This is a genomic window from Streptomyces lothianensis (assembly GCF_047779955.1).
Taxonomy (GTDB): Bacteria; Actinomycetota; Actinomycetes; order Streptomycetales; family Streptomycetaceae; genus Streptomyces.
The window spans coordinates 55,376-68,111 of record NZ_JBLMKT010000074.1 but is presented as its reverse complement, the minus strand read 5'-3'; the positions used below and the strand labels follow the sequence as shown (position 1 = coordinate 68,111).

At 71.8% G+C, this 12,736-nt stretch carries 10 protein-coding genes and 1 tRNA gene; 9 read left to right on the top strand and 2 right to left on the bottom strand.

The window, feature by feature from the left end:
* The first annotated feature begins 99 nt into the window (after positions 1 to 99).
* Positions 100 to 1,251 (top strand): MBL fold metallo-hydrolase, encoded by a 1,152-nt coding sequence (locus tag ACLF6P_RS26050; RefSeq protein WP_415953761.1) that lies wholly within the window; start codon positions 100 to 102, stop codon positions 1,249 to 1,251.
* A 232-nt stretch (positions 1,252 to 1,483) separates the two neighbouring features.
* A complete protein-coding gene (locus tag ACLF6P_RS26045; RefSeq protein ID WP_415953448.1) occupies positions 1,484 to 3,166 on the top strand; it encodes an alpha/beta fold hydrolase in 1,683 nt (560 codons plus the stop codon).
* Between the two features lie 10 nt (positions 3,167 to 3,176).
* Here ACLF6P_RS26045 and ACLF6P_RS26040 read toward each other — a convergent pair whose 3' ends face one another.
* On the bottom strand, positions 3,177 to 4,721 hold the full coding sequence (locus ACLF6P_RS26040) for an HD domain-containing phosphohydrolase (RefSeq protein WP_415953447.1): 1,545 nt from the start codon (positions 4,719 to 4,721) through the stop codon (positions 3,177 to 3,179).
* 566 nt (positions 4,722 to 5,287) lie between these two features.
* Here ACLF6P_RS26040 and ACLF6P_RS26035 point away from each other — a divergent pair.
* The 5 genes from ACLF6P_RS26035 to ACLF6P_RS26015 all read left to right on the top strand — a co-directional run bounded on the left by ACLF6P_RS26035 (position 5,288) and on the right by ACLF6P_RS26015 (position 9,404).
* Positions 5,288 to 7,273, top strand: coding sequence for an ATP-binding protein (locus ACLF6P_RS26035; protein ID WP_415953445.1), 1,986 nt, complete (start codon positions 5,288 to 5,290; stop codon positions 7,271 to 7,273).
* 167 nt (positions 7,274 to 7,440) lie between these two features.
* A complete protein-coding gene (locus ACLF6P_RS26030; protein ID WP_415953443.1) occupies positions 7,441 to 7,869 on the top strand; it encodes a roadblock/LC7 domain-containing protein in 429 nt (142 codons plus the stop codon).
* A 2-nt stretch (positions 7,870 to 7,871) separates the two neighbouring features.
* A complete protein-coding gene (locus ACLF6P_RS26025; RefSeq protein WP_415953441.1) occupies positions 7,872 to 8,249 on the top strand; it encodes a DUF742 domain-containing protein in 378 nt (125 codons plus the stop codon).
* Positions 8,227 to 8,838: a GTP-binding protein gene (locus ACLF6P_RS26020; RefSeq protein WP_415953439.1), complete on the top strand. Its 612-nt coding sequence runs from the start codon at positions 8,227 to 8,229 to the stop codon at positions 8,836 to 8,838. Before ACLF6P_RS26025 ends, ACLF6P_RS26020 begins: the two co-directional genes overlap by 23 nt.
* Positions 8,835 to 9,404, top strand: a complete 570-nt coding sequence (locus tag ACLF6P_RS26015) for a GAF domain-containing protein (protein WP_415953437.1) — start codon at positions 8,835 to 8,837, stop codon at positions 9,402 to 9,404. The genes ACLF6P_RS26020 and ACLF6P_RS26015 overlap by 4 nt, the downstream gene beginning before the upstream one ends.
* 200 nt (positions 9,405 to 9,604) lie before the next feature.
* Here the strand turns inward: ACLF6P_RS26015 and ACLF6P_RS26010 are convergent, their stop codons facing one another.
* Positions 9,605 to 10,879, bottom strand: a complete 1,275-nt coding sequence (locus tag ACLF6P_RS26010) for an acyl-CoA dehydrogenase family protein (RefSeq protein ID WP_415953435.1) — start codon at positions 10,877 to 10,879, stop codon at positions 9,605 to 9,607.
* 789 nt (positions 10,880 to 11,668) lie between these two features.
* Between ACLF6P_RS26010 and ACLF6P_RS26005 the strand changes: the two genes are divergently transcribed.
* Together ACLF6P_RS26005 and ACLF6P_RS26000 are read left to right on the top strand one after the other, a co-directional pair.
* Positions 11,669 to 11,742: transfer RNA gene (locus ACLF6P_RS26005), tRNA-Pro, on the top strand.
* Between the two features lie 166 nt (positions 11,743 to 11,908).
* On the top strand, positions 11,909 to 12,652 hold the full coding sequence (locus tag ACLF6P_RS26000; protein ID WP_415953433.1) for a cobalt-precorrin-6A reductase: 744 nt from the start codon (positions 11,909 to 11,911) through the stop codon (positions 12,650 to 12,652).
* Positions 12,653 to 12,736: the final 84 nt, after the last annotated feature.

The window sequence follows — 12,736 nt, the reverse complement described above, 5'->3', positions numbered from 1 at the left end:
CCCCACCCTGGAGCTGCCGTGACCGCCTCGGGTTCCCTGAGATCGTCCCTCCGCTCGCGCAGGCCCCTCGCATTCGGCGCGGACCCGGCCGGTGAGCGCATGGAGCGCATCCGCAGGTCGCCGCATTTCGCGAACGGCAGCTTCCAGAACCCCGGCGGCGGAGGTCCGGGACCGCAGGGTTCGCGGATCGAGTTCGCCAGGACGTTCTTCGACAAGGAGCGGCGCGCCCGCCGGGCTCCGTCCGGCACCCTCCCCGTACACCCGACCACCCTGGCCGATCTCGCGAAGCCGCCCGCCGACGGGTTGCGCATCACCTGGATGGGTCACTCCAGCGTCCTCGTCGAGATCGACGGGCGCCGGGTGCTTTTCGACCCCGTCTGGGGCGAGCGCTGCTCGCCCTTCTCCTTCGCGGGACCCAGGCGGCTGCACCCGGTGCCCCTGCCGCTCGCGGCGCTCGGCCCGGTCGACGCGGTGGTGATCTCACATGATCACTACGATCACCTCGACCTGCCCACGATCCAGGCGCTGACCGGCACGGACACCCTGTTCGCGGTGCCGCTGGGAGTCGGCGCGCACCTGGAGCGGTGGGGCGTGCCCGCGGACCGGCTGCGCGAACTGGACTGGCACGAGTCGACGAAGATCAACGGACTGAGCCTGACCGCCACCCCCGCCCGCCACTTCTGCGGCCGAGGCCTGCGCAACCAGCAGCACACTCTGTGGGCGTCCTGGGCCGTCGCCTCGGACCGGCACCGCGTCTTCCACAGCGGCGACACGGGCTACTTCCCCGGCTTCGCCGACATCGGCCGCGAGCACGGCCCGTTCGACGTGACGATGATCCAGATCGGCGCGTACTCGCAGTGGTGGCCCGAGAACCACACGGACCATACGCCGCTTCCCGGCGCGTGGCCGGACATTCACATGTCGCCCGCCGAGGGGTTGCAGGCACACCTCGACCTGCAAGGAGGCCGGCCGGGTGGGGTGCTGCTGCCGATCCACTGGGCCACCTTCAACCTGGCTCTCCACGCCTGGGCCGAGCCGGGTGAGTGGACGAAGTACGAGGCTGAGGAGGCCGGGCAGGCGGTGGCGTTCCCAAGGCCCGGTGAGCCGTTCGAGGCCTCAGGGAAGCTGCCTGTGGAGCCGTGGTGGCGGACTGTGTCGCATCCGATCGCTCACCCGTGGCGCCGTCCCCGGCCTGCTGCGGTCGTTGCCGAGCCGCGCAGCGACGATCTGGATCTCGCCGGCGAAGGGTGACGTCGACTGACGGGTGGCATCGACTGACGGGTGGCGTCGACTGAAACGCCCGTACTCCTGGGGCGAACTCGGGCCCGGTCCGTCGATTCCTCGGCGAACACCTGCGACAACGGCTGCGCGGCGCCTCCGAGATGGGTAGATCTGCCGATGCGCCGGCCCTGCTCCGCGAACAATGCTGGTGACCTGCTTCGAAGGTGCTTCGAAGGTTGCTTCGGAGAAGGGAGCGGTTGACATGTCACGCATCGCCGAGGACGCCGCCACAACGGCGGGTCCGATCGAGTACACCGAGGTCAACGGGGTGCGGATCGCCCACGAGAGGACGGGCCGGGGCAGTGTTCCGCTCGTGTTCGTGCACGGCAGCTGGGGTTCGCACCACAACTGGGACATGGTCGTGCCCGGCCTGGCGCCGGGGTTCCGTGTCGTCACGTACGACCGCAGAGGGCACAGCGACAGCGGGGGCAGCGCGGGGCAGGGCAGTTTCGCGCAGGACGTGGACGATCTCGCCGCGCTGATCGAGCGGCTCGGCCCGGCGCCGGCGTGGGTCGCGGGGAACTCCGCGGGCGCGTTCATCACGCTGCGCCTGGCTGCGGCCCGGCCGGAACTGCTGCGCGGGATCGTCGTCCACGAACCGCCGGTGTTCTCCCTGATTCCGGCGGGCAGCCCCGAGGAAGCCGCGTACGAGGCCATCGAGCGCGGGCCGCTGGCCGAGGTCGAGCGGCTGATCTCGACCGGTGACCACGAGGGTGCGGCGGAACTGTTCGTGGACGCGGTGGCACTGGGGCCGGGCAGCTGGGCCGCGATGCCCGAGGCGCTGCGGCAAACGCTCGTCACGAATGCCCCCACGTACCTGGACGAGCTGCGTTCCCCCGACGCCTGGACCATCGACGAGAGCGCGCTGGCCCGGTACGACGGGCCGGTCCTGATCACCTCCGGGGACCGCAGCCCGGCCCTGTACACACCGGTACTGAAACGGCTGGCGGAGCTGCTGCCACAGGCCGAGAAGGCCGTCTTCCACGGTGCGGGCCACATTCCGCACGTCACGCATCCGGAAGCGTACGTCAAGGAACTCCTGGCGTTCACCGGGCGACATGACACACGCCGGGGCGGGGCCGTGGAGAGTCTGGAAGTACGGGCGCCCGACGGGACACGGATCGCGGTGTGGGTCGAGGGGGCGGGGCCGCCGCTGGTGATGGTGCACGGGTCTCTGCAGGACCACACGATCTCCGCGGCACTCGTGGCGGAACTGCGCGCAGACCTCACCACGTACGCCGTGGACCGCAGGGGGTTCGGTGCCAGCGGCGATGGCGAGCAGGGCGGGCCCGCCTACGCGATCGAGCGCGAGTTCGAGGACGTGGCCGCGGTGGTCGACGCGGTCGCCGAGCGTACGGGCGGTCCGGTGGCGCTCTGGGGCCACTCCTACGGGGCGAGCGTCGCGATGGGCGCGGCCACGCTGACGGACCGGGTGCGTCAGCTGATCCTCTACGAGCCGAGTCTCGGCCTGGACTACCCGGAGGGGTGGATCGCGCAGGTCGAACAGGCCGTCGCCCGGGGCGACGACGAGGCCGCGATCATCCTGACGCTCCGGGACGTGCTCGAGTTCACCGACGAGCAGATCGACGCCGTGCGGGACGGCCCGGAATGGGCCCGTCGGGTGGCGGTGGCACGCACTGTGGCCCGGGAGGCCCTGGCGGAGGAGAGCTGGGTCTACCGGCCCGGCGGCTTCGACGCGGTCACGGCGGAGACGACCGTGCTGTCCGGGACCGAGAGCCCGCCGTCACTGAAGCGGGCGGCGAAGGCGGCGGCGGAGGCCCTTCCGGGGGCCCGGATCCACGTCCTCGACGGGCATGCGCACATCGCGCACCGGACCGACCCCGCGATGGTGGCGGCGCTCGTCCGGCAGCTCGTGGCAGCGTGACCGGGATGCCTCACCCGCGCAGCAGGTCGTGTTCCATGGCGAAGAGCGCGGCGGCGGCGCGGGTGGAGTGGCCGATCTTGTCGTAGATGTGCTGGACGTGGTGTTCGGCGGTGCGGCGCGAGATGACGAGCCGGTTTGCGATCTCTTTGTTGGACCGGCCGCGGGCCAGCAGCCGGATGACGTCGACCTCCCGGTCGGTGAGGCCCGCCGGCCGCCGGGGCCTGGGGTGCCCCGGTGCCTGCCCGGCGGCGACGACGACGGCGCCCACGCAGTCCGCGTCGAGCCGGCCGGCTGCCGCTTCCCGGGTCAGCAGCTCCGCCGCCTCGGCCGGCGACCGGGCGGGCCGGTGGGGCCGGTCCTGGGTGGCGCTCTGGAAGGTGTCGGCGGCGGCGAGCACTCGGGCCAGCAGGGGAAGCGCGGGTGCGGTGAGTCCGTGGTGGTAGCCGCTGCCGTCCAGGCGCTCGTGGTGGAGGCCCGCCATCCGTCCCAGCGGTTCCAGCAGTGGCGAGCAGGCCAGAATCCGCTCGGTGCGGTACGGGTGAAGACGGATCTGCTCGTGATCGTGCCGGGTCAGGGGGCCGGTTTTGTCCCAGATCCCGCTCGATACGGCTACGCGGCCCAGGTCGTGCAGGAAGGCGGCCACCCGCAGGTCCGCCACGACAGCGTCGGACAGGCCGAGCGTGTGTGCCGCGCCGTCGGCCAGCTCGGCCACCCCGGCCGAATGTCCCAGGGTGTACGGAGCCTTGAGATCGACCATGTCCCCGAAAGCCCGCGCCACCCGGTCCAGCTCCGCACGGGCGATATACCGCTCGGGCGAAGGCTCGGTCTCAAGGACGGCCGCCCACGGGTCCCCGGCGTCGATCTCGGCCAGCAGCCCGGCACCGTGCACGCGGAACGCCGCCGCGACCGACGGGTCGAACCATCCCCCGGCCCGCCGTTCCACCATGGCCAGGGCGGCGTCCGGTCCGCCTGTGCGATGGAACAGGACGGCCTGGGTGGCGACTTCACCGATTCGCGCCGCCGGCGAGATCTCCTCCCCGGCCAGCCGCCGCGGCGCCCCTCTGCCGTCCCAGCGCTCGAACTGCTGGTACAGGCTGTCCTCCACCTCCTGCGCCATGCCGAGCCGCCGCGCGAGCAGTGCGGCGGCCTCGCAGACGGACCGGAAGACGGTCTTTCCGTGCCGCAGGTCGCCCACCGCACTCCGTGCGATCAGGGCGGGCCTGCGCAGCCCTGTGCCCCGCCCCGTGCCGAGCATCAGCGCCAGCATCTCGTCGGCGCGGCCGAAGTCCGCCGGTTCGGCGGCCGCTCGTGACACCAGTTCGTCGCCCCCGTACAGGCGGGCCTCGACGGAGGCGGTGGCGGTGCAGCCGAGATGCCGCAGCAGCGCGGCGTAGTACACGTCTCCCACCTGCGTCCCGGGCAGTCGGAGCGATCGCGCGAGACCTGTGGCGAGCAGGCACGAGCGGACCGCCTTCTCCGGCGGCTGCCCCATCCCGAGATCGGTGGCAACCGACAGGGCGGCCAGCAGTTCGGCCAGTCGAAGCCGGTCCCGCATCGGCGCTCCTCGGCCCGAGTCCCAGGATCAGTTTCCCACCGGGACCGGTCGCACGCCTCGCGGAGGCCTCAGCCCGGTCGGTCGCACGCGCAGCGGCCGAGACCGCGCCCGGGCCGCCGCCAGCGGTGGCACCGGTGCCACCGCTGGCGGCACCAGGCCGGTGGGGTGGCCGGAATCGCACCTGTGCGCTCGGTGCAACCGGCTTCGTCCGGGGGCAAGTTGGGGATCGGTGCCGCGGGATGAGAGGGTGTGGCGCGTGAGACTCCGGTTAACCAGGCGAACGCACCTCGCATACCTTCGTTCACCAGTCCGAACTCCCATAGCAGAGCTCGGTGAGGTTCGCTCGACTTTTGCAACTGCACGGTGCACGTGATGCATCCACGGCTACCGTGTGTGTTCGCCGATCTACGCGCCGGACGCAAGCCAGTGCCCGCGCGCGGCGGCCGTGCGGTGCTGCCACATCGCACCCGTCCGCATGCCTTCCGGCAGCCGGACCGGTCCCTGTCGCACCATCGCGCGCTCCACAACTTGCTCCGGACCCAAGCGAATTCCACCCGAGGACGCTGATGTCGAATCCCCGCGAACCGGCCGCACGCGCAGATCGCCGTGAGGGCGGGCGGCACGGCAGGCAGCCGAGCCGCGCCGTCCAGCCTTCGCTGCCCGAGACGCACATACGCCGACAGCTGTTGCGGATCGCGGTCCTGCCCGCCGTCGCGGTGAGCCTGTGCGGCGCGGCCGCCGTCCTGTTCACCCTGCGCTCGACCGGGGCGAGCCCCGATGCGAAGCTGTGGGTCGTCCTCACCGGCGCCGCTCTGGTGGCCGTCGCCGGAGTCGCCGCGGCGGCCGTCGCCGCCGAGCGCTCGGCCAGGGCCGCCCGGGAGCGGCTCATCTCGCTGCGCAAGTCCAGCGCCCGCAGCCAGGCCGATCTGCGCCAGCTGGTGGAGCGGCTGCGCCGCGGCGAGGGACCGCCGCCCCGCAAGGCGCCCCCGCGGCCCAACCCGGACCCGGACGAGTTCGAGCAGCTGGCCGAGGAACTCGGCCGCGCCCACGAGATGGCGGTCACCTCCGTCGTCCAGGCCGCCCAGCTCTCCAGCCACGCGGGCAGTGAGCAGAAGGTCGAGGTCTTCGTGAACCTCGCCCGGCGCCTGCAGTCCCTCGTCCACCGCGAGATCCAGCTCCTCGACGAGCTGGAGAACGAGGTCGAGGACCCCGAGCTGCTCAAGGGCCTCTTCCACGTCGACCACCTCGCCACCCGCATCCGGCGGCACGCCGAGAACCTCGCGGTGCTCGGCGGTGCCATCTCCCGGCGCCAGTGGTCCAACCCGGTCACCATGACCGAGGTCCTGCGCTCCGCCATCGCGGAGGTCGAGCAGTACTCGCGCGTCAAGCTCGTCCCGCCGATCGACGGCACCCTGCGCGGGCACGCCGTGGCCGACGTCATCCACCTGCTCGCCGAACTCGTCGAGAACGCCACGGTGTTCTCCGCCCCGCACACCCAGGTCCTGCTGCGCGCCAGCCATGTCACGGCCGGCCTCGCGGTCGAGGTGGAGGACCGGGGCCTGGGCATGCCGGTCACCGAGCAGAACAAGATGAACGCGCTGCTCGCCGACCCGGACCAGGTCAACGTCGCAAGTCTGCTGTCGGACGGCCGGATCGGCCTCTTCGTGGTCTCCGCCCTCGCCCGGCGGCACGGCGTCGCGGTACGGCTGCAGTCGAACATCTACGGCGGCATCCAGGCCGTCGTCGTGCTCCCGCAGGGCGTGCTCGGCACCGAGCCCACCGCACAGCAGCCCGACCGGCAGCCGGCGGCCCCGAGCGGGGGGCCCTCCGGAGAGCAGCCGCCCGTCCGTACGACGCGGAGCGCGGAGCTCACCCCCGCGCAGGAAAGCGGCGCCGCCGGGCAGCCGCTGGCCGAGCCCGTGGCGCGCACCGGCGAGACGCCCGCGCTCCCCTCCCACGCCGCCCCGGCCCCGTCGCTCGGCCACGTACCCGAGCAGCAGCGCGACCGCATGCCGCAGCAGGACGCCTCGCCGCAACCGCAGCGCGCGGCCCAGCCGCAGCCCCGGCACGATGCCGGACCGCACCAGCCCCGGCACGATGCCCCACCGCAGCAAGCCCCGCCCGGCGCGCCGCCCCAGCTGGCCAACGACACGCGCCTGAACGGCAGTTCCACGCTTCCACAGCGAGCCCCCCACGGCGACCGCATCACGCCCGCTGAGGCAGTCCCGGGCATCCGGCCCCAGGAACGCGCCGCGGTCACCGAGCACCACAGCTCACCCCCGCCGGTGCAGGGCGCCGTACGCGGCACCATGGGCCGCCCGCAGCTGCCCAGGCGCCGCGCCCAGGAGCACCTCGCCCCGCAGCTGCGCGAGGAGCCGGCCGCACGCTCGGAGAGCGGGCACCTGGTGGGTCATGACCCGGGTCTGATGGCCGCGTTCCAGCGGGGCATCGGCCTCGCCGAGGCACAGGAGCCGGCGCAGGAACCGGCCCAGGTATCCACCCAGGAACACGAGGACGCTCTGCGCACCCCCGGGAGCGAACCCACCTCATGACCCCCGCACCCGCCACCACCGGCGCGGCCCGCGCAGGGCGCACCGAAGGCGAGTCCCACGGCAGCCGCCCGGCCCCGGCCACCCGCGCGGGACCCGCCGCCTCCGCAGCCTTTGCCACCTCCCTGATCCCGCCGCATGACCCCCGTAACCCAAGGAGTCGATCCCCCATGGCGAGCGATGTGCCGACCGGCCATGTCTCCGATCTCGACTGGCTGTTGAGCGGCCTCGTGCAGCGAGTGCCGCACACCCGCAGCGCGGTGCTCCTGTCCTCCGACGGCCTGGTGAAATCCGTCCACGGCCTCGACACCGACAGCGCCGACCATATGGCGGCCCTCGCCTCAGGCCTGTACTCATTGGGCCGCAGCGCAGGCGCCCGCTTCGGTGACGGAGGCGAGGTGCGCCAGGTCGTCGTCGAGCTGGCCTCCACGCTGCTCTTCGTCTCCACCGCGGGCTCCGGCACCTGCCTCGCCGTGCTCGCGGGCCGCGATGCCGACGCCGCCGTCCTCGGCTACGAGATGGCGATGCTGGTGAAATCCGTGCGGCCCTACCTGGTGACACCCGCACGACAGGCCGCCGAGTCCGGTCCGAGGCTCTGAACATGTCGGCCCCGCAGGACGGGCCGTGGCTCGACGACGCGGCCGGCCGCCTGGTGCGCCCCTACACGGTGAGCAATGGACGCACCCGGCCGACCGCCGCCCTTGATCTGCTCTCGATGGTGATGACCACCGGTGCCCTGCCGGTCGGTCAGATGGGACCCGAACACACCGATGCCCTCGGTCTGATCGGGTCCCGGCCCACCTCGGTGGCGGAGGTCGCCGCCCACTTACGGCTGCCCGCCGTGGTCACCAAAGTGGTCCTCTCGGATCTCGTCGACTGCGGGGCGCTCACCGCGAAGGCCCCGTCGTTCCGTACCCACAACCCCACCGACCGGTCGCTATTGGAGGCAGTGCTCGATGGCCTACGACGACGGCTCTGAGGCCTTCGCCCAGGACCCCTTCCCCACCGCGCTCAAAATCCTCGTCGCGGGGGGTTTCGGGGTCGGCAAGACGACGTTCGTGGGCGCCGTCAGCGAGATCGAACCGCTGAGCACCGAGGAGCTGCTCACCGCGGCCAGTATCGGCACCGACCGCCTCGAAGGGGTCGAGGACAAGACGACCACGACGGTCGCCATGGACTTCGGCCGGATCACACTCGACGCCCGCAACGTCCTCTACCTCTTCGGCACACCCGGCCAGGAGCGCTTCTGGTTCATGTGGGACGAGCTGTCCGAGGGCGCGCTCGGCGCGGTCGTCCTGGCCGACACCCGCCGCCTGGAGGACTGCTTCTCGGCCGTCGACTTCTTCGAACGCCGGGGCATCGGCTTCGTCGTCGCGGTCAACGAGTTCGACGGCGGGTTCCGCTACGAGCCCGAAGAGGTACGCGCCGCGATAGACCTGCGGCCCGAGGTACCGGTCGTCCTGTGCGATGCCAGGATCTCCTCCTCCGGGATCGAGACCCTGGTGACGCTCGTCCAGCATCTGCTCACCAAGACCACCCCTCAGCCGAGCTTTGGAGCCACGACATGACCTACGACCCGACCGGGCACCTGCTGCTCACCCCCGTCGACAAGGAGGCGCCGACCCGCGTCCAGCGACTGCGGGAACTCGGCCTCGGCGACCACCCCGAGCCGATCTTCGACTCCTTCGCCGACCGGCTCGCCGAGATCACCGGGGCGCCGTTCTCGATGGTCAACTTCATCGACGAGAACCGGCAGTTCTTCGCCGGACTGCACACCCCCACCGGCAGCCACTCCGGCACCGAACTGGGCGCGGCCGCAGCGAACTCCGGGGTGAGCCGCTACATGGCCCGCGACCACGGCTACTGCCCGCACGTCGTGGTGCGCCGCAAGGCCCTGGTCCTGGAGGACGTCTGCGACTACCCGCGCTTCGCGGGCAACCCCGTCGTCGACGAGATCGGCATCCGCTCCTACCTCGGTGCCCCGCTCCTCGACCGTACGGGCGTGGCGCTCGGCACGATCTGCGTCGTCGACACCGAGCCGCGCCCTTGGGGGAGGGCGGGGCTCGAGACGATCAAGACGATGGCCGCGGAGCTGATCGAGCAGATCCACCGCAGGGAGGATGGCCGCCTCTGACCGGTGGCCCGCGCCGGACACCGGGTGTCCCGTGCGGGACGGTGGGGGAGCGGCAGGTCCCGTGGACGCCAGGCCCCGGGAGCGGCAGGTCCCGTGAGCGGCGCGGCCGTTCGGTCGTCGCGCGCTCAGCGGCGCGTCTCCCGGATGGCGTGCGCCCGACGGCGTGCGCCCGACGGCGTGCGCCCGACGGCGTGCGCGGCTCAGAGATTGCGCGCGTAGTGCGTGCGCTGCTGCGGGACCTGGCCCCAGGAGCCCTCCGTCCAGGAGGGATCCTCCGCGGGATCGGCGGGCTCCTTGCGTACGATCTCGCTGAGCCGCTGCGACCAGGAGCCCTTCGACGCGCCCATGGCCACCTCGGCCAGACGCAGCAGCTGGATGTCGGAGGTGCCCGCGGGTGCGAAGATGTGGTGCGCGTCGCGCAGGTAGCGCTCGATGGGGCGGTCGGTGAACAGCCCGGCCGCCGCGTGGATCTCCATCGCATTGCGCGCCGAGTCGAGCGCCGACTCCACGTTGACCACCTTCGCATTGATCAACTCGGCGTCGCAGTCCGCCCCTTGGTCGAGCAGATGCACCGCGTGATAGGCCGCGAGCCGGGCGGTCATCAGCCGGGACTGCATCTGTCCCAGCTTGATCTTGACGTTGGGCAGCGCGTGCAGCGGCTTCCCGTACCGCTCGCGCTCCCCGCAGAAGCGGACCGTCTCCTCCACGAGGGCCTGGTGGATGCCCAGCGATACGGCGGTGAGGTTGGCCCGCCCGTAGAGGATGCTGGAGGAGTACGCGACGGACAGCCCGTCGCCCTCGTCGCCGAGCCGGTTGCCCGCCGGCACCCGGCAGTTGTCGAAGATCAGCTCGCCGAATCCGAAGCCGTGCAGTCCCATCGCCGGCTGCTGCTCGCCCAGCGAGAAGCCGGGGCGGTCCGCCTCCACGAGGAAGGCCGTCAGCCCTTTCGAGCCCGGTCCGGTCCGCACCACGACGCCGTGCAGATCGCCGACGTGGCTGTTTCCGACGTACACCTTCCGGCCGTTGAGGACGTAGTCGTCCCCGTCCCTGACCGCGGTGGCCGTCATGCCGAGGACGTGCCCGCCCGAATCGGGCTCGGTGACCGCGATCGTGGGCATGCACTCGCCGGAGGCCACGACGGGCAGCCAGGTCTTCTTCTGCTCGTCGCTGCCGAAGTGCACGATCTTGGCCACCCCGAGCTGGGAGGCCTGCACCATTGCGCCCATCGCACCGCTGACGCGGGAGAGCTCCTCGATGATGACGGTCTTGGCCACATGCCCGGCGCCCATGCCGCCGTACTCCTGGTCGATGGTGGCGCCGAGCCAGCCCTGCCGGGCGATGAGACGGGATATGCCATGCGCAGTGGTGCGCGACTCCTCCATGGCCGGGATCCGCGGGCGGACCTCGCGTTCGGCGAAACCTCTGACCTGTTCGCGGAGCTGGTGGTGGCGCCTGCTGGTGAAGTAGCTGTCCATCGCGAGCCTTCCTCCGTGAAAAGCCTGCTCGCAGGGTTGTTCGAGCAGGGTTTCTGCGAAGTGGTCCCGTTCCGAACAGACCACCACACCATCTTGTTGAAGCTTGAGGCAGCTTCAAGATCGTCTATCAAGTTTGGCGCAAAAGCGGGGAGTTGACGAATCATGGGTTTGGAGCAGGCGTGGCGGTCCGTCCGGTCCACGCAGGAGCATTCCCCTCGCCCATCCGCCTGCCACATGCCTGCGGCAACGTTTTCGGCGACATGTGGCGGACCGCGGCCGGAAGTCGTCGTGGAACGTTCAAAATGCCTCCGTCGACCGACAGGTTTCGGACACAGTCGCGCCGGTCGGGTCCGGATCCGGGCGCAAGGAATGCGTCAAACCGGGTCCGCATCCTGAGACGGGCTTGCGGAGTGCCGGGGTAGGTCCGGAGTGCCGGGGTTTGTGTGCCCGGACGCTGCTGTCGCGCGGCGCTGCCTGCGACTCCCGCGCCTCAGTCGTCCCGGAGGGTGCGCAACGGGGGCGCCTGGCCGGAAGGGCGGTGCTGTGGGAGCGGTTCTGTCATGGATGCGGGTCGGGGGTGCAGGGGGGCGTGTCAGGGCGCGAGGGGGCGTGAAGGGGGCGCATCGGTGAGAGGGGGCGCGTGGGAGCCGGTGAGGGAAGGCCTCGGATGCCGCCCGGTGTCGCCTGGCGCCCGCCCGGGGCGGAGAAACGGGTTCACGAGCACCGCCCCGAGTGCGGTATTGTTTCCGTGCACGTTCGGCCGGGGCGAAAGCCCAGGTCAGCGAGCATCGGGACGTGGCGCAGCTTGGTAGCGCACTTGACTGGGGGTCAAGGGGTCGCAGGTTCAAATCCTGTCGTCCCGACACTGATGTCGGAAGATTTCCGCAGGTCACGAGGTCGTCTCCGCGAAAGCGGCGGCGACCTCGCGGCGTTTGTGCACCGTTCTCCCGCGCTGTCCCCTCTCCCTGCCTTCCGCTTCCCCATGTATCCGCACCGTTCCGTCACGGAACGTGACCCTGTGGGCAGGTCATGACGCGCCACGTGCTGATCCTCGGCGGCACCACCGAGGCCCGAGCCCTCGCCGCCGCCCTCGCCGCCCGCCCGGAGCTCCGCGTGACGACCTCCCTCGCCGGCCGGGTCACCGCACCCGCCAGGCTCGACGGCGCGGTACGGACCGGCGGCTTCGGGGGCGCCGACGGCCTCGGCGCCTGGCTGCGCGCCGAGCGCGTCGACGCCCTGGTCGACGCGACGCACCCGTTCGCCGCCGCGATGAGCGAGCACGCCGCACAAGCGGCCGCGCGCTGCCGGGTGCCGCTCGTGGCGCTGCGGCGGCCGGGCTGGAGCGCGGGCCCCGAAGACGTATGGCATGACGTGCCCTCGCTGTCCGAAGCGGCCTCGCTGCTGCCGCAGTTGGGCCGCCGCGCGTTCCTGACCACGGGGCGGCTCGGCCTCGCCGCCTTCGCGCACCTGGACACCGTGAGTTTTCTCGTACGGTCCGTCGAAGCGCCTGAGCCGCCGCTGCCCCCGCACACCGACGTACTGCTCGACCGCGGCCCGTTCACGCTCGCGGGCGAGGCGGAACTGCTGCGCAGGCACCGCATCGAGGTCGTCGTGACCAAGGACAGCGGGGGCGAGGCCACTGCGGCGAAGCTGGTGGCGGCACGGAAGGCGGGGCTGCCCGTCGTGGTCGTACGGCGCCCGCCCCCGCCCGCGGGAGTACGCGCAGTGCCCGATGTCGAGGGTGTGCTGGCCTGGCTCGACGGTCTCAGCTGATTCGGCGGTCTCGGCTGATACTGCGGTCGGAGCTGATTCGACGGGCACGGCGGCGAGTGTGGCGGCACCCGGCTCCGCCGGGTG